The sequence below is a fragment of the Microbacterium sp. NPDC076895 genome, from assembly GCF_040687115.1.
In the GTDB taxonomy this organism is placed as follows: Bacteria; Actinomycetota; Actinomycetes; order Actinomycetales; family Microbacteriaceae; genus Microbacterium.
This window is the reverse complement of sequence record NZ_JBFBMQ010000014.1, coordinates 54132-76124: the sequence shown is the minus strand read 5'-3', so window position 1 is coordinate 76124 and position 21993 is coordinate 54132. Positions and strand designations below refer to the sequence as shown.

Genomic DNA, 21993 nt, shown 5'->3' with positions numbered 1-21993 from the left:
GATGCCCGGCCCGCTGAGCGATCTCCACGTCGTCGTGCTGCTCAGCCCCGGGCCGACGGCGCACGTCGGCATGCTGCTGGCCGACCTCGGTGCCGACGTCGTGCTGGTCGCACGGCGCGGCTGGCTGGCGCAGCAGCAGGGCGGGCCGGATGCCACCCGCCGGGGCCAGTCGCTCATCGAAGCCGACCTCAAGGACGAGACCGACCTCGCGCGGGTCAGGAATCTGATCGGCCGCGCCGACGTGCTCGTCGAGGGATTCCGACCGGGCGTCGCGGAGCGTCTCGGCCTAGGGCCCGACGACTTCGCGAAGACCAACCCGGGGCTCGTGTATGGCCGCATGACCGGGTGGGGCCAGACTGGCCCGCGTGCACGGGCGGCGGGTCACGACATCAACTACATCTCGCTGACGGGTCATCTGCATGCGATCAGCCGCCCCGGCGAGCGTCCCACCATCCCGCTCAACCTCGTCGGCGACTACGGCGGAGGATCGCTGTTCCTCGTGCTCGGCATCCTGGCTGCGCTGCTCGAGCGTAGCCGGTCGGGTCTCGGACAGGTGATCGACGCGGCGATGGTCGACGGCGCCAGTGTGCTCGGCCACTGGGTCTGGGCGATGCGCGGCCGCGGCCGCTGGCACGACCAGCCCGGCACGAACATGCTAGACGGGGGCCTGCCCTTCTACGACGTCTACGAGACCGCCGACGGACGCTCGGTCGCCGTCGGCAGCCTCGAGCCGCAGTTCTACGCGCTGCTGCTCGCCGGTCTCGAACTCGACCCTCCCGAGCTTCCCGCACAAGGCGATGCAGCGCGACGAGAAGAACTCCGCGAAGCGATCGCGGGCGCGTTCCGCAGCAAGACGCGCGACGAGTGGGCGATCGTCTTCGAGGACACGGATGCCTGCGTCACGCCCGTGCTCGATTACGGCGAGGCGGCCGAGGATGAGCACCTTCGGGCACGGCAGACGTTCATCGACGTCGGCGGAGTAGTCCAGCCCGCACCAGCGCCGCGCTTCTCCCGCACGCCCGCCGCAACGCCCGCGCTCCCGCCGACCGAGCTTCGTGACCCCGACGTGATCTGGCGGTGAGAGGCTTGCGAGGCGTGGGATTGAGGAGATGTCGATGAGGATTGTGGTCTTGGTCAAGGAAGTCCCGGATACGTATGGGGATCGCAAGCTGTCGCTGGAGACAGGGCTTGCGGATCGGGGAGCATCGGAGGCGGTGCTCGATGAGATCGGCGAGCGGTCCCTCGAGGTCGCGCTGAGCTACGCCGACAAGAATCCCGGCACCGAGGTCGTCGTGTTGTCGATGAGTCCGGAATCGGCACAGGCGACGGTGCGGAAGGCTCTCGCGATGGGCGCGGCGTCGGCGGTGCAGGTCGTCGACGAAGCGCTGCTGGGCGCAGACCTGGTGTTGACGGCGGAGGTGCTCTCGGCGGCGTTGCGCAAGGCCGGGTTCGATCTGGTGATCGGCGGGAACCTGTCCACGGACGGGTCAGGCGGGGCAATCCCCGCGATGATCGCGGAACTGCTGGGGGTGCCTGCGGCGACGTCGCTGTCGAGTGTGGAAATCTCGGACACGGGAGTAAGCGGGACGCGCGCTTCGGATGCCGCGACGATGCGAGTGTCTGTGCCGCTGCCGGCGGTGATCTCGGTCACGGAGGCGTTGCCGGATGCCCGGTTCCCGAACTTCAAGGGCATCATGGCGGCGAAGAAGAAGCCGTTCGAGACCTGGTCGCTGGCCGATCTCGAGGTGGACGCGGACGCGCCGGATGGGGCGCGGTCGATCGTGATCGGGATCAGCGAGAAGCCGCCGCGAGCGGCGGGTGTGAAGATTGCCGACGAGGGCGCCGCGGGTCGGCAGCTCGCGGAGTTCCTGATCGAGAACCGGCTGGTCTGAGAGGAACGATGATGGTGGATTTTGCTGCGGACTCGATTCTGGTCCTGCTGGATGTCACTCCGGGCGATGAGCTCGCCAAGAGTGCTCCGGGACTGCTGGGCGCAGCTTCGCTGGTAGGCACCGCGGTCGCGGTCGTGGTCGCATCTGACGAGGCGGCCGACAAGCTGGCGCAGGAGGCCGCCTCCCTCGGTGCTCAGGTGGTCTTGACCGCGCCGGGCGATGCCGGGCTGCTGACCGTCCCGGCGGTGGATGCGCTTGCGGCGGCGTTCGATCTGGTGCGTCCGGATGCGGTGCTGGTCTCGCAGTCGATCGAGGGTCGCGAGGTCGCCGCCCGGTTCGCGGCGCGCGTGCGCCTCGGGCTCGCGGTCGACGCGATCGGCGTCTCCCGCGACGAGGAGGGCGTGACAGCGCAGCACTCGGTGTACGGCGGCGCCTATAACGTGGATTCCGCTGTGACGTTCGGTGCGCCAGTGATCACGGTGCGGCAGGGGGCGATCGACGCCCGCGCCGACGCGGTCGCGACTCCGGTGGTCGACATGCTCGCGGTGACCGCGTCGGGAAAGCCGGCCGCTGCCGTGGAGGCGGTGGAGGAGGCGGCGGTGGCCTCGTCGCGGCCGGACCTTCGCGGGGCGGCGAAAGTCGTCTCGGGCGGTCGTGGGCTGGGCTCCGCGGAGGGGTTCGTCCTCGTGGAGCAGCTCGCCGACACTCTCGGAGCCGCGGTGGGCGCGTCGCGGGCGGCGGTGGATGCCGGCTACGTGCCGTACGCGCACCAGGTCGGGCAGACCGGTGTCTCGGTCGCCCCGCAGCTGTATGTCGCCCTGGGGATCAGCGGTGCGATCCAGCACAAGGCGGGCATGCAGACCGCGAAGACGATCGTCGCGATCAACAAGGACGCGGACGCCCCGATCTTCGACATCGCCGACTTCGGCGTCGTCGGCGACCTGTTCACCGTCGTCCCGCAGCTGATCGACGCCCTCGAGCAGAACAAGAAGTAGCATCCGGATGGCGACCTACGGCACCACCCTCAGGCGCGGGCTGCCCCGCCGTCCCGGGGGCGACGCATGGCCCGCCGCGCGCGAGGTCGAGATCGGCGTCGCTGGCGCGCCGACTTCGAGCGAGCCCGCTGCCACCGGAGCCGTCACAGCTTCCTCCGCCGCGACCGGGACCGAGCCTATGAGAGGAGCATCGCCAAGCGTTGCTGCGTCCACCGGCGAACCTCCCCTCGGCAGCGCGCCAATCGCTCCAGGGGTCGCGGTGCGTCACGTGCGTCGTGGCCTTCCCCGCACTTCCGGCGGCGAACCCTGGCCGCCCGCACGCGACGTCGCTGTCGCGGCGGAACCCACCCCTGTATCGGAACACCGGGCTGCGGCACCGGCATCCCCGGCGCCGTCGACGATCCGGTTGCGCAGAGGGCTTCCCAGGACTCCTGACGGTGAGCGGTGGCCGGAGGCGGGCTTCGCACCAGATCGCACCGTTCAGGTGCAGACCGCAATCGCAACGGCTGCCAAGCCGCAGCCCAAGATTGCCCCGGCCTCGCCGACGACACACGCGCAGATAGCGGCACCGGCCACTACGCTCGCGCAGGCCTCGCCGGAAGTCGACCGAGCGCCTGGGGCCCCGGCATCCGTTCCCACGGCGCCAGAGACAGCTCCATCCCGCCTTGACGCTGAGCCGGCTCCGTCAACCGCTCTCGGAGTCGCAGAGAAGCGCGATCCGCTCACCCTCCCTCGGACAGTGTTCCCTGGGGAGGCGGCGCGGGTGTTCGAGGAGCAGCGGCGTTCCGGTCGCAGGGTCATCTCCCCGGAGCCGCAGCGGATCGGGCCGTTCACGCGCAGCCAGTGGGTCGGCGCGGTGATCGTCGGCGGCGCCGGGATGCTTGTCGCGCTCGGGATGCTGGTCGCTTTCACACGCTGGTTCCTGTCGCTGGAGTTCATGCAGGACTTCCTGGTCGCGTTCCCCGGCGAGTACCATCTGCCCGAGGCCGCGCCGGTCGGTCTACCCATGTGGATCGGGTGGCAGCACTTCTTCAACGTATTCCTCATGGTGCTGATCATCCGAAGCGGGCTGCAGGTGAGGCATCAGAAGAAACCGCCCGCCTACTGGTCTCCGCGATGGAACCGCTCGCGCAAGATCAGCCTGAATCTGTGGTTCCACCAGTCACTGGACATCCTCTGGCTGGTCAACGGGACGGTATTCGTGGTGCTTCTGTTCGTCACCGGGCAGTGGATGCGGCTGGTACCCACGAGCTGGGAGGTATTCCCGAACGCGCTCAGCGCGGGACTGCAGTACGTGTCTCTGGACTGGCCGACTGAGAACGGGTGGGTCAACTACAACAGTCTGCAGCAACTCGCGTACTTCACAACGGTGTTCCTCGCGGCCCCGCTGGCCGTGATCACCGGAGTTCGCCTGAGCGGACTGTGGCCGGCCGACGCGAAAGCGCTGAACCGCGTGTACCCCGTCGAGCTGGCGCGCGCAGTCCACTTTCCGGTCATGATCTACTTCGTGCTCTTCATCATCGTGCACGTAACCCTCGTGTTCGCGACCGGCGCACTCCGCAACCTGAACCACATGTACGCGTCGCAAGGAACCGTGGACGGGGTGCAGTACGCGGGCAACTGGGCCGGATTCTGGATCTTCTTCGCCTCTATCCTCGTGATCGCCGGCGCATGGACCGCAGCTCGACCCCTCGTGCTAGCCCCCATCGCCCGCCTCTTTGGCACCGTCAGCGCACGCTGATCTGTCACACGCTCGCGTGCAGGAAGGACAAGTGACGGCGTTCACTGAAATTCCCTACTTCTGCTCGGCGCACATGTCCGAACCATCGGTTGTCGCCCCCGAGATCGCCGAGGCGCTGCGACACAACTACCCAGACTCGCGCTACCAAAGCGCTACCCGCCAGGCGATCGCCGAAGACGGGAGCTTTGCCAACGAGGGGGCCGCGCTTGTGCACGTCGGAACACCTCGTGCGGCAAAGTCGGCCACGATGCGACTGGATTCAGAACCATGTAGGAATCCGCCACTTCCCCGGGAATCCTGAGCCCGAAACCACCGCCAACTGCCGCGGAATCACGACAATCTCTGCCATCTCGGGCGGGAACCTACAGTAGGTCCGGGGTCTTTCGGCTGCGAGTTGTAGGGGTTTTTCTGAGATGTCCATTTCGCGGGTGAAATGTCCACGCGATGTCCATCTGGACATTTCAGGGAGACTCGCGGCTCAAGGCGTGAGTGCACGGCCTACGGATTAGTACAGTTGCTGATGTATAGTCACCGTATGCTGACTATTGCTGATCGACTCGATGTGATGAATCGGCTCGGCCGGGCTATGGCCGACCCGACCCGCTCTCGCATCCTCCTGACCCTGCTGGCCGGCCCGAGCTATCCCGCGGTGCTGTCTCGCGATCTGGGGCTGTCCCGGTCGAACGTGTCGAACCATCTGACGTGTTTGCGTGGGTGCGGGATCGTGGTGGCCGAGCCGGAGGGCCGGCAGACCCGCTACGAGGTCGCGGACCCGCACCTGGCTCGTGCTCTGACGGCGCTGGTTGACGTGACGCTCGCGGTCGACGAGAGCGTGCCGTGCATGGACCCCGACTGTGGCGTTGAGGGCTGCGTGGCGGGGGAGGTGCGGGCGTGAGCGCGGTCACGGGTTCGCAGGTCGAGCACGTCGACCTCGATGACGATGATGACGATGACGATGACCGGCCGTGGTATCGGAGTCCCAGCGTTCTGATCCCGATTGCCTCCGGTGTCGCGTTCGGTGCCGGTCTGGTGTGCGAGTGGACCGGCGCGGAGACCGCGGGCCTGGTGCTGTTCTGGATCGGTCTGCTGCTGGGCGCGTACACGTTCGTGCCGGGCGCGCTGCGCAAGCTGTTCACGAAGGGCAAGCTCGGCATCGGCCTGCTGATGACAATCAGCGCCACCGGCGCGGTGATCCTCGGCTATGTCGAGGAGGCCGCCGCACTCGCGTTCCTGTACTCCATCGCGGAGGCGCTGGAAGACAAGGCGATGGACCGCGCCCGTGCCGGGTTGCGGGCGCTGTTGAAGCTCGTGCCCGACACCGCACTCGTCAAGCGCGGCGACGCCACGGCCGAGGTCGAGGCGAAGGAGCTGCGCGTCGGCGACGTGCTCGTGGTCCGGCCGGGTGAAAGGATCGCGACTGATGGCATCGTGCGCGCCGGGCGGAGCAGCCTGGACACATCCGCGATCACAGGCGAGTCGATCCCCGTCGAGGTCGAACCCGGCACCGACGTCTCGGCCGGGTCGATCAACACCACCGGCGTCCTCGAGGTCGAGGCCACCGCCGCCGGCACTGACAACTCACTGACCACCATCGTCGAGCTGGTCGAGCAGGCCCAAGCTGAGAAGGGCGACCGTGCCCGCCTGGCCGACCGGATCGCCCGCCCCCTCGTTCCCGGCGTGATGATCCTCGCCGTGCTGGTCGGCGTGCTCGGGTCGCTGCTGAGCGGCGACCCCGGGGTGTGGATCACCCGTGCCCTGGTGGTGCTGGTCGCAGCCTCGCCCTGCGCCCTCGCGATCGCCGTCCCCGTCACCGTCGTATCCGCAATTGGCGCCGCGTCGAAGTTCGGTGTGGTCGTGAAGTCCGGGGCCGCGTTCGAGCGATTCGGTGGCATCCGTCACCTCGCCGTCGACAAAACCGGCACCCTCACCCGCAACGAGCCCACCGTCACGCGCGTCGTCACCACCGGCGCGACCGAGACTGAGGTTCTCGCGTGGGCGGCGAGCGTGGAAGGTCACAGCACACACCCCCTGGCCGCAGCGATCACCAACGCGGTTCCCGACGCCCAGGACGCCGCAGACGTCACTGAGACCGCCGGGCACGGCATCGTCGGCACCCTCGACGGTGCCCGTCTCGCGGTCGGGAGCCCGCGGTGGCTGGACGCCGGCACACTGGCGGTCGACGTGGAGGCGATGGAGTCCGAGGGGATGACCGTCGTCATCGTCCACCGCAACGACCAGCCGGCTGGCGCAATCGGGGTGCGGGACGAGCTGCGTCCTGAGGTTCCCGAGGTCATCGCCACGCTGAACCGGCGCGGGATCGGGGTGACGATGCTCACCGGCGACAACGCCCGCACCGCCGCGGCCCTCGCCGTACAGGCCGGCATCAGCGACGTGCGCGCCGAACTGCGCCCCGAGGACAAGGCCACCGCCGTCGCGGAACTGTCGAAGTCACAGCCCACGGCGATGATCGGAGACGGCATCAACGACGCCCCCGCGCTGGCGGCCGCCGATCTGGGGATCGCGATGGGAGCCAAGGGCGCGGACGCTGCGATCGAGTCCGCCGACGTCGCGTTCACCGGCCACGACCTGCGCCTCATCCCGCAGGCCCTCGCTCATGCCCGCCGCGGCCGCAGCATCATCAACCAGAACGTGGTGCTGTCCATCGCGATCATCGCAATCCTGCTGCCGCTGGCGATCACCGGCATCCTGGGCCTTGCCGCCGTGGTGCTCGTGCACGAGGTCGCGGAGGTCATCGTCATCCTCAACGGCCTCCGCGCAGCGCGGCGCACGAAGGCATGACCGGCCCCGTTGACGGTTCCGCTCTCACCCCGACCCGGGCGGACGCCGTGGAACTGAGCAACCGGAGTCCGGCAGCGGCACGAGGCCGGCTCGGCAGATTCCTGCTCGCGAGCGTTGTCGCAGCCGGTGCCATGCTGATCGACCAAGGCACCAAAGCCCTCGCCCTCGCCCAGCTCAGCGAACACGACCGCATCCCGCTCCTAGGTGACTGGCTCGGCCTGCAGCTCGCGTTCAACCCCGGCACAGTGATGTCTCTCGGATCCGGTTCGACCTGGCTGCTCACCCTCATCGCGGCCGCAGCATCTGTGGTTCTGCTCATCGCCGCCACACGCGCCTGCACCGCGGGGTGGGCGGTCGCGATCGGGCTGCTGTGGGGAGGCGCGGTCGGCAACCTCCTGGACCGACTCTTCGCCCCACCCGGATTCGGCCGCGGCCACGTCACCGACTTCCTCGCCTACGGCAACCTATTCATCGGCAACCTCGCCGACGTCATCCTCGGTGTCGGCGTTGCGCTCGGGCTTCTGCTCTACCTCTCCAAGCCGAGGGCAGAAGGCTGAGTCATCAGCTCAACGAGAGCAGATCGACCTCGAAAGACATCTCGCTGCATGCTCGCGGCGGATCATCGAGGACATTTCGCTTGTCAACTCCCCGTCCTCCTGCTCCGCGGATGGACATCTCTGAGCGGTCCCTACACGACCGATTGTAGGGATCTTTCTGAAATGTCCATTTCGCGGGAGAAATGTGCACGCGATGTCCATCTGGACATTTCGGTCGACGGGCTCGGACCTCGGTGGAGTGTTTCGACGCTGGTGGAAGGCTGCGTTCAAAGTCCCAAAGCCCGGTCCTCGCGCGTCAGGCACTCTTCTTGTACGTGGCGCGGAACACAGCATCCTCAAGCCACTTCTTGAAGTCAGCGTTGTCCGAGTACTCCTTGAAGAGCTGAGTCTCGTCACGGACCAGGCTGAGCATGACGCGGCCAAGCGCATCGACCATCGCGATCTTCGCGTTGGCTTTGTCATTGTTCGCGGCGGCGGTCTGGTAGGTGGGGTCTTCGGCGACCTTCGCCGGAACTTCTTCGGTGATCCGGTGGCGTATGCGCTCGGCGTCCTGCCAGTCGATGTTGCCGAATAGAGCGTTGAATGACTTGACGATTTCGCTCAGCCGTTCCAACGCCGGGTCGCGATGCCCCACGGCGCCAGCGCCCGGGACCGGCTGCACCTCGGCATCTTCGTCGGCCAGTGCGATCGACATCGCCTGTGTCTTCTCCACGCGGAACGAATCGAGGTCGATGCTCTCGATGATGCCCGCCGCGAAATCCACTTCAGGTGGGGTCGGGAGCTTCGGGATGAGGAACCCGAGGAAGATCGCAAGCTTCTCCCACGCCACGTTGGAGTACGGCAGGATTGCCGAGAGGAATCCGTAGGCGCGGACGAAGGACTTCGCCGCCGACTTGAACCGGATCTGGTCATCGATCTCGCGTTCGATGTACTCGGCCGCGCAGGCGTCGAGCAACGGGTCGAGCTGGTCGCGCCGGGCTTCGGCGAGATAGAGCGCGACGAAGTCATCGATGATGTCCGACACGACGATTGCGGAGTCCATAATGAGTGCCGCGAGGTCGTGGAGCCGGTTCGGATCGGTTTCCTCTGCCAGCAGAGTCGTGCGGTAGTACGGCTCGAAGGCGGTGCGGATCGCGGCGGCGTCGCCGGCGAAGTCGAGCACGCACACGTCGTTCTTCTGCGGATGAGCCCGGTTCAGCCGGGACAGGGTCTGCACTGCCCTGACTCCTGATAGCACCTTGTCGACGTACATCGTGTGCAGAAGCGGCTCGTCGTAGCCGGTCTGGAACTTGTCTGCGACCACGAGAATCCGGTACGGGTCATCCTGGATGCGGTCGGGGATCTCGGCGCTGGGGAAGCCGTTGTACTGCACTTCGGTGATCTTCGCGCCGTCGCGTTCTATGTCGCTGAACGCGACGATCGCCTGGTACGGACGGCGGTTCTCCTTGAGGTAGGCGGACAGTTCCTCGTAGTACGCGATCGCGCGGTCGATCGAGGAGGTAACGATCATCGCGCGCGCTTTGCCGCCGATCTTCTTCTTCGCCCACACCTGCTCGTGGAAGTGGTCGGCCATTACTTCGGCTTTCTGCCGGATGGCCTCGCGCTGGCCTTCGACGAACGCGCGAAGCTTCTTGTTCGCACGACGAGCGTCGAACTCGGGGTCGTCCTCGACGACCTTGACGAGCTTGTAGTAGGCGTCGACAGCCACATAGTTGGCGAGGACATCGAGGATGAAGCCCTCCTGAATGGCCTGCTTCATCGTGTAGCTGTGGAAGGGGCGTCGCTTGGTGACGCCGTCCACGACGTAGGGGACGCCAAACGTCTCCAGGGTCTTGTTCTTCGGCGTCGCCGTGAAGGCGAAGTAGGATGCGTTCGGCAGCAGCTTCTTCGCGGCCATGAGGCGGACGAGAAGGTCCTCCGCATCCTCGTCTTCGCGGGCTGCGGCCACGCCGTGCGCCGAGAGTGAGGCGGCCAGCGCCGCCGAGACGCTGCCGCCCTGACTGGAGTGAGCCTCATCGACCACGATGCCGTACGTGCGCTCTCGATGCCGCGTGCCGAGGCCGGCGACGATGTATGGGAACTTCTGCGCGGTCGTGACGATGATCTTCTTGCCCGCCTCGATCGCCGTGCGCAGGTCGGCCGACGAGTCGGCATGCACAACGGTGCTGGCGATCTGCGTGAAGCCCTTGATGGTGTCGTGGATCTGGCGGTCGAGGATGACGCGGTCGGTGACAACGATGATCGTGTCGAACGCCGCCGTCCCGTTGTGCTCGACGCCGATGAGTTGGTGTGTGAGCCACGCGATCGAGTTCGACTTGCCCGAACCTGCAGAGTGCTGGACGAGGTACCGTCCGCCCGCGCCGTGCGCACGAACGTCGGCGAGCAGGGCGCGAACGACGTCGAGCTGGTGGTAGCGAGGAAAAACCGGCAGTCGAGACCTCTTCCGCGTCCTCTTGTTCTCGACTGAGACGACGTGGGCATAGTGCTCGATGATGTCGGTCAGCGATTGCGGGGCGAGCACGCGACGCCACAGGTAGTCGGTGGCGACGCCGCGCGGATTGGGTGGGTTGCCTGCACCATCGTCGTGACCGAGGTCGAAGGGCAGGAACCATGAGGCCCTGCCCTTCAGCTCGGTGCAGAAGCGCACGCTGCGGTCGTCGACGGCCAGGTGCACGATTGCCCTCCCAGGCCGGAACAGCAGCTCGGAGGGGTCGCGGTGCGCTTTGTACTGCGCGATCGCGTCTTCGACGCTCTGCCCGGTGATGAGGTTCTTCAGCTCGAACGTGATGATCGGCAGGCCGTTGAGGAACGCAACGAGGTCGATGGAGTTGCCGGGGGAGTGCACGCTGTAGTGCACCTGACGGGTGATCTGCAGCCGGTTCGCCGCGTGCTGCTCCGCCGCTCTCGCGTTGCCGTGAGAGGGCGCCGGGTAGTACAGGTCGACGTGGTGTTGCAGGTGATCGACACCACGGCGGAGAACGTCTACGATGCCGCGCTTGGTGATCTCGCCCTCCAGCCGGGCGAGGAACTTCTGCGCCGCCGGCCCACCGGAGCCGATGTCGAGTAGCTCGGCGGTCTCAGGCTGCGTCGCTTCAAGGAATGCGGTCAGTTCGCCGCGATCCAGTCCGAACGCGGCGTCGAACGTCTTCGGGTCGCCCTCATGCCATGCGGGAGTGCCGTCCAACCCGACGAGCTGCTCGACGATGAGCGATTCGAGGCTCGCCTCGTTCAGGTAGGTGACCACTCCCGCTCCTCCGCTCAGGCCGCGAACTCGAACTTGCGCTTCAGCGCGTGGCCCCAGGCATAGTCCTTGGTCTCGCGCTGGATGCGTCCGAGCACGATGCTGGGCGCGATGCCAAGCTCGGCGGCAATCGCGCCGACCGCGCTGAGATTTCGATCGCGGGGGAGCCGCTCGGCGATGTCAGGTGGAATGAGCGTGTCTGAGGCCCAGCGGTCGGCCTCGTCTTCCGCAGAGCCGCCGTTGCCGTTCAGGTAAAGCTCCTTCTCGCCGTGCAGGAGGACGTGTCCAAGTTCATGGAACAGTGTGAACCAGAACTGGTCGTCAGTCTTCCGCAGAAGCGATAGCTGGATCACAGGGTGGCCAGCGATCCACCGAGTTGCTCCGTAGAGACCGAGGCCTGGCACTGCGGGGACGAAGCACAGCACCACGCCGACCGATCGGAGCACAGCAACCGATTGTGGAATGGCCGTCTCCGGTTCGGTGGCGGTGAGGGCGCGCAGGTCGTCGATGAGCGAGGTGAGCCGTGCCCGATCGAAGTCGGGAAGATCGCCTACGCCGTCGGCGTGACGCTCGGCAAGGGACAACCAGGTGGCGACCGCAGGCAGGTCGTCACGACCGACGGCTGAACGCCGGTAAGCGACGCTGCCCTCACGCCAAGTCGCCTCGAACGCGTCGAAGCTGGCGACACCGAGGATGCCGAGCAACTGCCTTACAGTGCCCGCGCGGTCGGCGGCCGGTGCCGTGAGGAGCTTGAACTTGCGGAGATACGCGATCGGGAACGTTGCCGCTCTGTCATACTGCGCGGCCAGTACTTCATCCTCGGCGCGGCGGGCGAGGTCGCCGCGGTAGCCGCTCTCGTATAGGTTCCAAAGGCGGGCAGGTACGCCAGTGACGCGCTCCAAGTCGAGCGCGACCTCGTGCGATAGCGAGGCCTTCCCGCTGAGCAGCTCGCTGACATGCTTGCGCGAAGTACCCAGCCGCCGCGAGAGCTCGGCCTGGTTGATTCCCTCGTCTTCCATCCACTCGGCGATGTAGTCGCCTGTGGAGACGACGTAGTTCGGGGTGGCGGACATGGTCTTCTCGTTTCGGGTTCTTGGTTCTGTCGTCTTCGTGAGTTCTCAGTGGTAGTCGATGATCTCGATGATGATGATGGTGATGCTGTCGCTCGCGGGCTCCACGATCAGCCGCCAGTTCGCGGTGAGTCGGGCCGACCACTGACCCGCACGGTCAGCCTTCAGCTCCTCCCACTTCCCGGTGCCCAGCAGCAGATCTTTCATCTCCTGCACGTAGCGCAACTCGGCGATGCGGAGTTTGAGGGTCTTCGCGACCTGTGCCCCGAGATGCTTCTGCATCCGACGTTCGTCAGTGCAGAGGCGCTCAAGGTCGCGCGTCGCGTAACCGATCTCCATATGGATATGTTACCTAGATCGTAACACTCGATGCCGCATGGGCGCCATGGCGGAGGTCATGCTTCTTCGGCCGGGTCGAGGTCGTCATCGACATCATCCTCGTCTTGCTCCCCGACATCCGCCGGCATCTCATTCGGATCGAGCCGTGGCAGCGTCGCCGCGACTTCGCGCACGTCGACCTGCCCCGTCACGACGTCGGCGGTGAGCCGCGAACGGAACTCGCGGAGGAGCTCAATTTCGCGCCGAGCGTGGTCGATCGCCTCGTCGATGCGTTGAGACTGCGCCCCGACCTGCTGCACGAACGATGCCTGCTCATCGTAGGGGGCTAGCGGAATCGTGATGCGCTTCATCCGTGAAAGCCCGAGGTCCTGGTTCGTCGCACCGCGCGTTTCCAACTGAGACTGCACGTAACACTCTTGCGAGTTCAGCATGATCTCGAGGAACTCGGGACGCACGAGCTCGGGCCGGAGCTTGAGGACGGCGATGTGCACCCAGACCTGGAATCGCTTGTCCCAGTCGACGGCCTTTGCGACTCCGGTCGTGCCGCCCTTCGTGTACAGGACATCTCCAACGGCCGGTTGGATGCGTCTGTCGAACTCGTCGGCCAAGTCGTGTGAGACAAACTTCATGTCTTCGAACACCCACTTGCCAGCACGAATGTTGCGCGCGGAGAGGAACGGAACTCCTTCGTCTACGTACGGGGGCGAGAAGTGGGGACCGTCGACAGCGCGAAAGAGGACGCGAGCAAGCGTTACCGCGCGCCAGCCTGGCTTCAGCCGAGGGAACCACCTATTGTCCGTCTCGACTCCGCTGGCGGTGATCATGGCGCTAAGTTCCGCGCGCTTCTGCTCCTCCAGTAGGGCAATGAGGCGGCGCTTGGCGGCGATGACGCGGTCGATGCGGGCGTGGGCGTGCCCGAGGTAAGTCACGATCGCCGCCTGCTCCTCCGTAGGCGGGATTAGCACGGGGAGAGCTCGGAAGCGATCCGTCACGAGATCCCACTGCCCGATCCGCACGCCGTCCGATGCGGCCGCCATGAGACCCACATAAGGCTTGCTGCGGAGCAGGTACTGGCCGAACGCCCGATTGTCGATGCTGAAGTCGAAAACAAAGTAGGCGGGGCTCACGATCCCGTCGACCGGCGCGAGCCCGAGCGATCCTTGCCAAGCCTTCATCTTGTTGATGACGAGGTCGCCCTGACGCGCGATCTTGTAGTTCGAGAGATCCTCGGGAATCGCATTGTGATTCCCGTCGTCATCACGGCGCACGAAGACGCCCCGCTCGCGAGCCACAGTCAGGAGCGGAAGGTCCGCGCGGTTGCGCTCGGATCGTCGCCGGATCAGCGAACGCATCGGCGCCACGCGCCAGTGGGCGGGGGCATCCGCCAGCGCCTGATGGCTGGTTGCAACACGGGCGTCATACGCCGGAAGGTCGCCGAGCACTACACGCCCTCGGCGACGATGAGCAGGTCGTCCGGGTTCCATACGAGCTTCGCGAGGTCGCGGTAGAGCTCACCGCGTTCCACGATCGCCTCCGCCGTGAACTCGTCGTAGGCGCGGAATGGCAGGCCGCTCGCTTGGACGAACGCGCGGAAGCCGGGGTTCCGGGTGTAGCTCAGCTCGTTCAGGCTCGCGGCCAGGAGGTTCTGTCCGAAGTAGTGCGGCAGCTTCTGCGCGTACGTGTCGTCGCTGTAGCTGGCGTTGAACTGCTTGGGTAGCAGCAGCAGGTCGCCGATGCGGTTGCGGTGACGGGCGAAGTCGGCCTCGTGCGCGAACTGGCCGGTGTGCCGGTCGAAGTGGTCGGCCCAGACGTGTTCGACCTCGTACTTCACCTTCGCGCCGCCACTGAGCTCGAGGTAGTTCGATGCTTGGCCCGATGCGACCGTGACGTGATCGGTCATCCGGGCGAGCAGGTGGTGCAGGTGGCGCCGGTTCTGCTGATGCACGGACGGACCGTCGAGGTCGAACGTCTCGTCTAGTTTCAGCAGGGCGTCGCGCAGCGCCGCGGCGAGGTCGGTGACCCCGAGCCCGCGGATGTCTTTCATCATGAGGAACATTGCGTACGACATCGTCGAGTATGCGATGGACTTGTTGTTCCAGATGCGGCGGGCGACGAGGGCGTCGGTGAACCGGCCGACGAGCTCGAGCTTGCGGTCGATCGTCTCCGGGCCCTCGCCGACGACGAGCGGGGCGAGCAGGAGCTGGTTCTGCAAGGTGAAGCCCAAGTCGGCGTTGTAGCGGATGAACCGCAGGCGACTCGCGGGATCCAGAGGGCCCGAGGCGGCGTCGAGGGTGCGCACATACTGCTCGCCATAGAACTCAAAGTCCCGCGCGACGAATCCGTAGAACGCCTCGCGCGTGGTCAGCCCGACTGTCTCGTGAGCACCGCGCAGCCAGCGGTGGAATTCGGTGCCGATCCGGTCCCAGTCCTCTGGCTTCGCGCCCCTGCGGCGCTCACGGATCTTCGTCGAGTATTGGCTGCGCAGCCAGGTCTTCAGGAAGTCAGAGCCGGCGTCCTCGGCACGCTCGTCCAGCCGGCGCAGGCGCTTGCGCCAGAGGTCATTTGCCCTGGTGCGCTGCCGCCCCGCTTCCATGTTCGCCAGCAGGTAGCCCTTGAGCATGTCCGCGGGCGTCAGCTTGAGGCCGCGGTCGTTCATGGTCTCGAAGATCGCGTACGCGTCGTCGTCGCTGTAAGCGGTGATCTGGACGAGCTGCACGCGATCCTTCAGCCAGTCGATGAAAAACGGCAGAGCGTCTCCCCGCACTTCCTCGGGGAAGAGATCGTCGAGTTCCGCGTACCGGGACACCAGCGTGCGCACCGACTCGGGCGCCTCCGCCGGCGGCTCGTACTCGCCGTGTTCGAACAGGGCGTCCATGCAGTCGAGACGGTCTTCAACGTCGAGGTTGAAGGACTTCTCGCCGAACTTCTCGGAATAGATCAGCTCGTCAATGCCTACCTGGTCGTCCCGATCCTGCTGCAGGCGGCGCAGGTAGGTGAGCAGCAGGGTGAGGCTCGTGAGGCGTTGCTGGCCGTCAACGACGAAGGGCTGTGAGCCCTTCTGCGACACGATGATCGATCCGAGGTAGTAGCCGGGGTACTTCGCGACGTCCCGGCGGGCGTGGCCGGGCTCGTAGAGCTCGAGGAACTTCGCCGTCAGGTCGGCCACGAGCTCGGCGAGCTGCTTCGACTCCCACTTGTACTCGCGCTGGTAGTAGTCGATCGAGTACTTCTTCTTCTCCAGCACCTCGGCGATCGTCTTCGCGACGCCGTCGATGGTGCGGTCGGTTGTGGTCATGCGACTCCCCCTGCGATCTCGCGGACGAGGTCTTCGGTTTCCGCCTCCAGAGCTCGGATGTCGGCGCGGATCTCCTCGAGTGTGCGCAACGGCGCGGGCTTATAGAAGTGACGCGTGAAGCTGATCTCGTATCCGATCTTCGTCTTCGTGCGGTCGACCCACGCGTCCGGGGCGTAGGGCAGCACCTCGCGAGCCATGAACGCGTAGATGCCGTCACCGTCGTCTCCTCCGGGCTCGTTCAGCGGGACCTGCTCGGTATCCCGCAGTGCCGGATCGGCCTTCGGGCGGCCGCGTCCGTCTCTGACGATGCCGCCATCAGCATCGCGCAGCGGCTGTTCCACGACGATCTTGTAGTAGCCGAAGTCGCGGTTGTCGAACACCTTGCTGACCGCAGGGTCGGCCTCGTCAAAGGCGTCGTAAGCGGCGAGCACGCGCTCGATATCGGCCTCGGAGAGCTCCACCGACTTCTGGCCGAGGTTCCTGCGCAGCGGAACCGACCACCCGGTCGCGTCGATGAGCTGCACCTTGCCCTTGCGGCGCTCCTCCTTGCGGTTGGAGACGACCCACACGTAGGTGGCGATGCCGGTGTTGTAGAAGAGCTTGAGCGGCAGGGCGACGATCGCTTCGAGCCAGTCGTTCTCAATCAGGTATCGGCGTGCGTTCGACTCGCCTTGCCCGGCATCTCCCGTGAACAGGCTCGATCCGTTGTGGATTTCGGCGATGCGTGATCCCAGCGGGGTGTCGTTCTTCATCTTCGCCAGCAGATTCGCCATGAAGAGCATCTGCCCGTCGCTCGTGCGGGTCACGAGACTGAACTCGGGTTCGCCGTCGTGCTCCACGATGAAGCGAGAGTCGGAGAGACCCTTCTTGCCGCCCATCCGCTCCAGGTCGGTCTTCCACGACTTTCCGTACGGCGGGTTGGAGAGCATGAAGTCGAACGTCATGTGGCCGAACGCGTCGTTCGAGAGCGTCGAGTACTCTGGGCCGCCCTTGATGTTGTCCGCGGCGCGGCCCTGGCCGGTAAGGATCAAGTCCGCTTTCGCGATCGCATAGGTCTCGGCGTTGATCTCCTGCCCGTACAGGTGCGTGTCGATCCGCTTGCCTCGGGCGATCCGGGTCAACGTGTCCTGCGCAACGGTGAGCATGCCGCCGGTACCCATCGCGCCGTCGTACAGCGTGTAGGTGCCGGCGGGGATGCGGTCGGCGATCGGTTCGAACATCAGCCGGGTCATCAAGCGGATCACATCGCGTGGCGTCCAGTGCTCGCCGGCTTCCTCATTGTTCGCCTCGTTGAAGCGGCGCACGAGTTCCTCGAACACCGAGCCCATGCCGTGGTTGTCCAGACCGGCCGGAGAGAGGTCGATGCGCGGGTCGAGGAACTTCTCGATCAGCAGGGCGAGCGCGTCCGCAGCGACGAGCTTGGGCACCTGATGGCGGAAGTCGAAGTTGTTGATGATCTCCTGCACGTTCTCGCTGAAGCCGTCGAGGTATGCCTCGAAGTTCTGCCGCAGCTTCGTCTGCCCGGTCGCCGTGGTGAGGTCGCGCAGCCGGAACTCGCTGGTGTTGTAGAAATCCTGGCCGGCCGCGTCGCGCAGCGCCTGCTCCTGGTTGACGATGCCTGCGTCGTCTAGCGTCTTCTGGAGCTGGAGCACGGCTTGCTTCGTGGGCTCGAGCACCGCGTCGAGACGACGCAGCACCGTCATCGGAAGGATCACGTCACGGTACTTGCCGCGGTTGTAGAGGTCGCGAAGAACGTCGTCGGCGACACCCCAGATCAAGCTGACGATCTGCTGATGCACGGCCTGGTTCACGGGTTCTCTTTCTGTCGCGGTCGCATTCGGGCGACCTGTTCAGCGTAGTCAAGCGCGCGTGCCAGGGTCGGTTGGTTGCGGCTCGTGGTGGCGGGCCGTGGCTTCCCGGCCAACCCTCCGGCCGACGCGAAGCCGGCCGCGCGGGCGCCGCTCCCGCGCGAACCTTCCATGTCGCAATAGCATCGCGCCGAGGGAGGATCTCGCGAGATGCAGACGAAGATGTCGTTCCTAATCGACACCAACGTCGTCATCGCCGCCGAACCATACGCAGGTGAGCTCGAGCCCCTGCAGTCCGCAGTCAGTACCTTCCTGCGTATCGCTGGCCAGCACGGCCACGACGTACTAGTCCACCCGGCCACGCTGGACGACCTGCGCGAGACAGCGAACGCCACGCACCGGGCGCAGAACATTGCCGCCTACGCCAAGTACGCAGCGATCGAGGAGATCCCCATCCCCGACGAGGTCCGGGACGTGTTCCCTGCCGGGGCCGGCCCGAACGATCAGCGCGACGCCCGCATCCTGACCGCGCTACACGTCGGCGCGGTCGACTTCCTGGTCACCAACGACTCAAAGCTCCGCAGGCGGGCAATCGCCATCGGTCACGAGGCCAAGGTGCTCCGGCCAGGTGAGGCTGCCGCGCAGTTGTCCGCATGGCATCCCGACGCGCCCGCACCCCCTCCGTCAGTCGAGCTCATGAAGACCTACCAGCTCGATACGGCGCAGCCGATCTTCGACAGCCTCCGCGCCGACTACAGCCCCGGATTCGATCGGTGGATCGCAAAGGTCAAGAAGGAGTCCGCGACCCGGTGCGCCTGGATCATCCGTGCACCGGACGGCACCTACGAGGCCATCGCGCTCGTGAAGATGCGCGATGCACACCCGACCCGGGCCGGACAGGAGGCGATCAAGCTCGCCACATTCAAGGTCGGCGACGCCGCGAACGGCCGGAGGCTCGGGGAACTACTCCTGAAAGCGGTCCTGCGCTGGGCCGACGCCGAGCCAGGCCGACCTGGTGAGCTGTTCGTGGAAGTGCAGAACAAGCAGGACCGGCTCATCGAGTTCCTGGTCGACTTCGGTTTCACGCGCGTCGCGGACAAGTCCGGCGAGGAAGGTGTCTACCTCAAGACTCTCGACCCTCCGGGGCCAGCCGAGCTCGACGGTCTCGAGCACCACATCGCGTACGGCCCACCTGCCGTGCGCGCGGGCCAACCCATCTTCGTCATCCCCATCACCCCGCAATGGTACGAAGACCTCTTCCCGGACGCGACGTTCATGGGGCCATCGATCACGGTGTTGCCCGGTACGTTCACCACCCCGAAGGCGCACGGCAACGCGATTCGCAAGGCGTACCTTTGCCACTCGCCCACCAAGCAGATCCCGGCCGGCTCGACGCTGCTCTTCTATCGCTCCCAGGGCGGCCGTCGAGGCGACGGCGCAGTGGTCGCCGTCGGTGTTGCCGAGCGATCCCATCGCTCGGCGGACCCCCGCGAGACGATCGAGCTCTCGTTCAAACGCACCGTCTACTCCGCCGCTGATGTCGCCGAACTGCACAAGGATGACAAGGCGGTACTCACCATTCTGTTCCGACACGACCGCTTCACCGAGCCGCCCTGGCCTATCAGTGAGCTCGTGTCCCATAAGGTCGTAACGACCTGGCCTCAGTCCATTGTCCGCATCAAGAACGAAGGGGGGATCGCATGGGTCGAAGCTCAGCTGAACGCGTGGCGCTGATGGCGATCCACCCCCGCTACGCCGACGCGATCCTCGACGGAACGAAGCGGGTGGAGTTCCGCAAGCGCCGTCTCGCCGAGGACATCCGCACGGTGCTGATCTATGCCACGGCGCCCGTCAGCCGCGTAGTCGGGCGCTTCACCATCGACGACATCATCGAAGCCACACCCGGCCACATCTGGGAGGCGTACGGCGAGATTGGTGTCATCGAGCAGGACGCGTTCTTCGGCTACTACGGCGACGCCGCCGCCGCCGTCGCGATCCTCGTCGCCGACGCCGAGCGGTTCAGCGCGCCGCTCGCTCTCGCCGACATTGAAGCGCGCCCGGCGGTGCCGCAGAGCTTCGCCTACCTTGCGGCAGACGATCCCGGATTGGTCCCAGCCTGAACCGCAACTCTCCGTGAGCCGACGTGCGTGCCCTGCAACAACGGTGCACGTATGCTTACGCGGTTCGGGCGTCTCTGCCCTGCTCAAGCGCCTCGAGCAACTCCTCGAGGTGCATGTGGAGCACGTCGTAGGCCTGCATGTAGAACATGTGGTCCATGGCAGGCCACGGTGTGTCGTCGAGGTCGGCGAGGACCCCTCGAGCCTCGCGAATCGCTGTCTGCAGCCGAGTCTCGATTCCGGGCAGGCTCTGGATCCAGTCGTCGATCACGCGGAACGGAACTGGTGCGAAGCCGTGGGCATCGACGCCGACGTGGAACTGGTGACCGTTCGGACCGTGGTCGCGGGCGTGCGTGTGCCCGTGGAGAAGTGGGATACCGTCGTCCCAACGCGGGCGATGCGACGTGTGTCGATCCTGCTCCTGGCTGTCGCCGGCGTAGGGGTAGTGCGAGGCAATGATCCGGTACCCGCGGCGGGTGCCCTCGATGACCTCTGGGAGGATCTCCCACCCCGCGGCCTCGTACATGGGCAGGAATCGCTCGATCGCCCGTTTCGACTGTGTCGCGGGCGAGACGCGATCGTGGTTCCCGGGTACGAGCATCCTGCGCCCGTTGAGCCGCGCGGTGAGCCCTATCGATTCCTCGATCGGGCCGAGCGCAACGTCACCGAGGTGAAGGACAACGTTGCTGGGCGAGACCATGTCGTTCCACCGGCGCACAAGGTCGTCGTTCATCTCATCGACCGTGGCGTACCGTCGACCGGCGAGTTCGCTGATGCGGGCGTGGCTGAAGTGCGTGTCGGAGGTGACGAAGTCGACGTGATCGAAGTCGAACGTCGGATAGTCAAGCACCGTGAACCTCGTCGTCGCCGTCGATGTCGAAGGTGCGTAGGAGGAGCCGTTCCACGTCGCTCACCGGCTTAGGAGAAAGATCCTTCATCTCGTCGCGGAGCCGGTCCAGTGCCTGTTCGATGAGGGGGCGGTGTTGGTCGCGCCATGCGCGGATCCCAGGATCGCGCAGGAGGCCGGACTCTCTGCTCCCCTCGTAGCCGAGCAGCAGCTCGGTGTCGATCACCGACGCCATGACCCGGGCATCCACGTTGGGCGACGAGCGCAGGCTCGACAGGTGGGTGACGGCATCCGAGCCAGACACATCGATGCGGTAGCGCTGGATGTCGCCATACTCAGTCGTCTCGGTCTCGACGTGGGAGACCGTGATGGAGCGCCCGCCAATGATGAGCTCTCGCACGCGTCCTCCTCGATCCGAACTGGCCAATCTACGCGGACTCGGTTCGGTTCGCCTCGGCCATCACGTCGACGCGTCCTGGCCGGACGATGTCGTCGATTCCCGGGACGAACGCGATCGTTCCGAGCCGAGTCCAGTAGCTGATGAGCCATCGCTGAAGCAGGTCGCGCTGTTCGTGGCGTTCGAAGAGTGTTCGTCCGGGATCCTCGATCGCGGCATCCCAATCATCGATCTCGAAGACCGCCTCGATGAGTTCGGCGCACGTCGGTCCGTTGCCATGTTCGTCCCACCAGGCCAACGTCAGCATTCCGGCGTGATTGGCGGTCGAAGTGCCGCCGGGCTCATCGATCGTCCCAAGGCCATTCGGACATTTCGGCGATGAGCAAACTTTGGTCAGTCGCGCATCCTCGTCCTCCGCGGAGATTGATGGCGGCAAGCAGCACCAAGGGCCACTGACCAATCCGTGCGGTGCTGCCTGCTGTCGCTTCACCGCATTTGCCCGGCGATCTCCGTCCCCCAAGTCACTGAAGGTTTCTGGGTGAGTCCGTGAATCGAATCGCTTGCTCTACATACGGTAGGGGGGTATGGTACTTGCCATGAATGGTTACACGGCGAGCAAGGATGACCTTCTGAAGCGGCTGCGTCGCGTGGAGGGTCAGGTTCGTGGGATCGCGCGGATGGTCGAGGAGGACAAGTACTGCATCGACATCCTCACGCAGGTCTCGGCGGCCACGAAGGCCCTTGAGTCCGTCGCGCTGTCTTTGTTGGGTGACCATCTTTCGCACTGTGTTGCCGAAGCCAGCGCCGAGGGTGGTGCCGTTGCGGACGAGAAGATCCGCGAAGCCAACGAGGCGATCGCCCGTCTGGTCCGTTCCTGACCCACCTGCCCACTCAC

20 protein-coding genes are annotated in these 21993 nt (G+C 65.8%); 11 read left to right on the top strand and 9 right to left on the bottom strand.

The window, feature by feature from the left end:
- Position 1 precedes the first annotated feature (1 nt).
- From AB0O89_RS12255 to AB0O89_RS12220, 8 genes are all read left to right on the top strand, one after another.
- Entirely contained in the window at positions 2 to 1081 is a 1080-nt protein-coding gene (locus AB0O89_RS12255; protein ID WP_363497955.1) for a CaiB/BaiF CoA-transferase family protein, read from the top strand.
- Between the two features lie 34 nt (positions 1082 to 1115).
- Complete coding sequence (locus tag AB0O89_RS12250) at positions 1116 to 1892, top strand: electron transfer flavoprotein subunit beta/FixA family protein (RefSeq protein WP_363497952.1); 777 nt, start codon at positions 1116 to 1118, stop codon at positions 1890 to 1892.
- Positions 1893 to 1903: 11 nt separating this feature from the next.
- Positions 1904 to 2887: an electron transfer flavoprotein subunit alpha/FixB family protein gene (locus AB0O89_RS12245; protein ID WP_363497949.1), complete on the top strand. Its 984-nt coding sequence runs from the start codon at positions 1904 to 1906 to the stop codon at positions 2885 to 2887.
- Positions 2888 to 3371: 484 nt separating this feature from the next.
- A complete protein-coding gene (locus AB0O89_RS12240; protein ID WP_363497947.1) occupies positions 3372 to 4628 on the top strand; it encodes a cytochrome b/b6 domain-containing protein in 1257 nt (418 codons plus the stop codon).
- Between the two features lie 73 nt (positions 4629 to 4701).
- Positions 4702 to 4929: a hypothetical protein gene (locus tag AB0O89_RS12235; protein WP_363497944.1), complete on the top strand. Its 228-nt coding sequence runs from the start codon at positions 4702 to 4704 to the stop codon at positions 4927 to 4929.
- Between the two features lie 234 nt (positions 4930 to 5163).
- The gene (locus AB0O89_RS12230; RefSeq protein WP_229935213.1) at positions 5164 to 5523 is read left to right on the top strand and encodes a metalloregulator ArsR/SmtB family transcription factor; all 360 of its coding nucleotides are present in this window, start codon (positions 5164 to 5166) and stop codon (positions 5521 to 5523) included.
- Positions 5520 to 7427, top strand: coding sequence for a cation-translocating P-type ATPase (locus AB0O89_RS12225; RefSeq protein ID WP_363497940.1), 1908 nt, complete (start codon positions 5520 to 5522; stop codon positions 7425 to 7427). Before AB0O89_RS12230 ends, AB0O89_RS12225 begins: the two co-directional genes overlap by 4 nt.
- Positions 7424 to 7984, top strand: a complete 561-nt coding sequence (locus AB0O89_RS12220; protein ID WP_363497937.1) for a signal peptidase II — start codon at positions 7424 to 7426, stop codon at positions 7982 to 7984. Before AB0O89_RS12225 ends, AB0O89_RS12220 begins: the two co-directional genes overlap by 4 nt.
- A gap of 295 nt (positions 7985 to 8279) precedes the next feature.
- Here AB0O89_RS12220 and AB0O89_RS12215 read toward each other — a convergent pair whose 3' ends face one another.
- The 6 genes from AB0O89_RS12215 to AB0O89_RS12190 are packed head-to-tail and all read right to left on the bottom strand — an operon-like array spanning position 8280 to position 17740.
- Positions 8280 to 11228, bottom strand: coding sequence for a type I restriction endonuclease (locus AB0O89_RS12215; RefSeq protein ID WP_363497934.1), 2949 nt, complete (start codon positions 11226 to 11228; stop codon positions 8280 to 8282).
- A gap of 14 nt (positions 11229 to 11242) precedes the next feature.
- Positions 11243 to 12298 (bottom strand): ImmA/IrrE family metallo-endopeptidase, encoded by a 1056-nt coding sequence (locus tag AB0O89_RS12210; protein WP_363497931.1) that lies wholly within the window; start codon positions 12296 to 12298, stop codon positions 11243 to 11245.
- A gap of 45 nt (positions 12299 to 12343) precedes the next feature.
- Positions 12344 to 12634: a type II toxin-antitoxin system RelE/ParE family toxin gene (locus AB0O89_RS12205; protein WP_363497928.1), complete on the bottom strand. Its 291-nt coding sequence runs from the start codon at positions 12632 to 12634 to the stop codon at positions 12344 to 12346.
- A gap of 56 nt (positions 12635 to 12690) precedes the next feature.
- A complete protein-coding gene (locus tag AB0O89_RS12200; RefSeq protein ID WP_363497925.1) occupies positions 12691 to 14076 on the bottom strand; it encodes a hypothetical protein in 1386 nt (461 codons plus the stop codon).
- On the bottom strand, positions 14076 to 15929 hold the full coding sequence (locus AB0O89_RS12195) for a DUF262 domain-containing protein (RefSeq protein ID WP_363497922.1): 1854 nt from the start codon (positions 15927 to 15929) through the stop codon (positions 14076 to 14078). The genes AB0O89_RS12200 and AB0O89_RS12195 overlap by 1 nt, the downstream gene beginning before the upstream one ends.
- Entirely contained in the window at positions 15926 to 17740 is a 1815-nt protein-coding gene (locus AB0O89_RS12190) for a class I SAM-dependent DNA methyltransferase (protein WP_363497919.1), read from the bottom strand. The genes AB0O89_RS12195 and AB0O89_RS12190 overlap by 4 nt, the downstream gene beginning before the upstream one ends.
- 207 nt (positions 17741 to 17947) lie before the next feature.
- On the opposite strand from AB0O89_RS12190, the gene AB0O89_RS12185 reads away from it, so the two are divergent.
- Both AB0O89_RS12185 and AB0O89_RS12180 read left to right on the top strand, forming a co-directional pair.
- On the top strand, positions 17948 to 19471 hold the full coding sequence (locus AB0O89_RS12185) for a hypothetical protein (RefSeq protein ID WP_363497916.1): 1524 nt from the start codon (positions 17948 to 17950) through the stop codon (positions 19469 to 19471).
- Positions 19471 to 19857 carry an ASCH domain-containing protein gene (locus AB0O89_RS12180; RefSeq protein WP_363497913.1) on the top strand — a complete coding sequence of 129 codons (387 nt, stop codon included), beginning with the start codon at positions 19471 to 19473 and terminating at the stop codon, positions 19855 to 19857. The genes AB0O89_RS12185 and AB0O89_RS12180 overlap by 1 nt, the downstream gene beginning before the upstream one ends.
- Positions 19858 to 19912: 55 nt before the next feature.
- On the opposite strand, the gene AB0O89_RS12175 is transcribed toward AB0O89_RS12180, so the two are convergent.
- From AB0O89_RS12175 to AB0O89_RS12165, 3 genes are read right to left on the bottom strand one after another with little or no spacing between them, the layout of a single operon-like run.
- Positions 19913 to 20704 carry a hypothetical protein gene (locus AB0O89_RS12175; RefSeq protein WP_363497910.1) on the bottom strand — a complete coding sequence of 264 codons (792 nt, stop codon included), beginning with the start codon at positions 20702 to 20704 and terminating at the stop codon, positions 19913 to 19915.
- Positions 20697 to 21101, bottom strand: coding sequence for a hypothetical protein (locus AB0O89_RS12170; RefSeq protein WP_363497907.1), 405 nt, complete (start codon positions 21099 to 21101; stop codon positions 20697 to 20699). Before AB0O89_RS12170 ends, AB0O89_RS12175 begins: the two co-directional genes overlap by 8 nt.
- A 28-nt stretch (positions 21102 to 21129) precedes the next feature.
- Positions 21130 to 21405 carry a hypothetical protein gene (locus AB0O89_RS12165; protein ID WP_363497904.1) on the bottom strand — a complete coding sequence of 92 codons (276 nt, stop codon included), beginning with the start codon at positions 21403 to 21405 and terminating at the stop codon, positions 21130 to 21132.
- Between the two features lie 289 nt (positions 21406 to 21694).
- Here AB0O89_RS12165 and AB0O89_RS12160 point away from each other — a divergent pair, with 289 nt between their 5' ends.
- Positions 21695 to 21976, top strand: a complete 282-nt coding sequence (locus AB0O89_RS12160; protein ID WP_228179440.1) for a metal-sensitive transcriptional regulator — start codon at positions 21695 to 21697, stop codon at positions 21974 to 21976.
- Positions 21977 to 21993 lie beyond the last annotated feature (17 nt).

Coding starts and splice junctions, on each gene's coding strand:
- AB0O89_RS12255 (WP_363497955.1), top strand. CDS start 2: ATGCCCGGCCCGCTGAGCGATCTCCACGTCGTCGTGCTGCTCAGCCCC.
- AB0O89_RS12250 (WP_363497952.1), top strand. CDS start 1,116: ATGAGGATTGTGGTCTTGGTCAAGGAAGTCCCGGATACGTATGGGGAT.
- AB0O89_RS12245 (WP_363497949.1), top strand. CDS start 1,904: ATGGTGGATTTTGCTGCGGACTCGATTCTGGTCCTGCTGGATGTCACT.
- AB0O89_RS12235 (WP_363497944.1), top strand. CDS start 4,702: ATGTCCGAACCATCGGTTGTCGCCCCCGAGATCGCCGAGGCGCTGCGA.
- AB0O89_RS12230 (WP_229935213.1), top strand. CDS start 5,164: ATGCTGACTATTGCTGATCGACTCGATGTGATGAATCGGCTCGGCCGG.
- AB0O89_RS12220 (WP_363497937.1), top strand. CDS start 7,424: ATGACCGGCCCCGTTGACGGTTCCGCTCTCACCCCGACCCGGGCGGAC.
- AB0O89_RS12210 (WP_363497931.1), bottom strand. CDS start 12,298: ATGTCCGCCACCCCGAACTACGTCGTCTCCACAGGCGACTACATCGCC.
- AB0O89_RS12205 (WP_363497928.1), bottom strand. CDS start 12,634: ATGGAGATCGGTTACGCGACGCGCGACCTTGAGCGCCTCTGCACTGAC.
- AB0O89_RS12195 (WP_363497922.1), bottom strand. CDS start 15,929: ATGACCACAACCGACCGCACCATCGACGGCGTCGCGAAGACGATCGCC.
- AB0O89_RS12185 (WP_363497916.1), top strand. CDS start 17,948: ATGCAGACGAAGATGTCGTTCCTAATCGACACCAACGTCGTCATCGCC.
- AB0O89_RS12180 (WP_363497913.1), top strand. CDS start 19,471: ATGGCGATCCACCCCCGCTACGCCGACGCGATCCTCGACGGAACGAAG.
- AB0O89_RS12165 (WP_363497904.1), bottom strand. CDS start 21,405: ATGCTGACGTTGGCCTGGTGGGACGAACATGGCAACGGACCGACGTGC.
- AB0O89_RS12160 (WP_228179440.1), top strand. CDS start 21,695: ATGAATGGTTACACGGCGAGCAAGGATGACCTTCTGAAGCGGCTGCGT.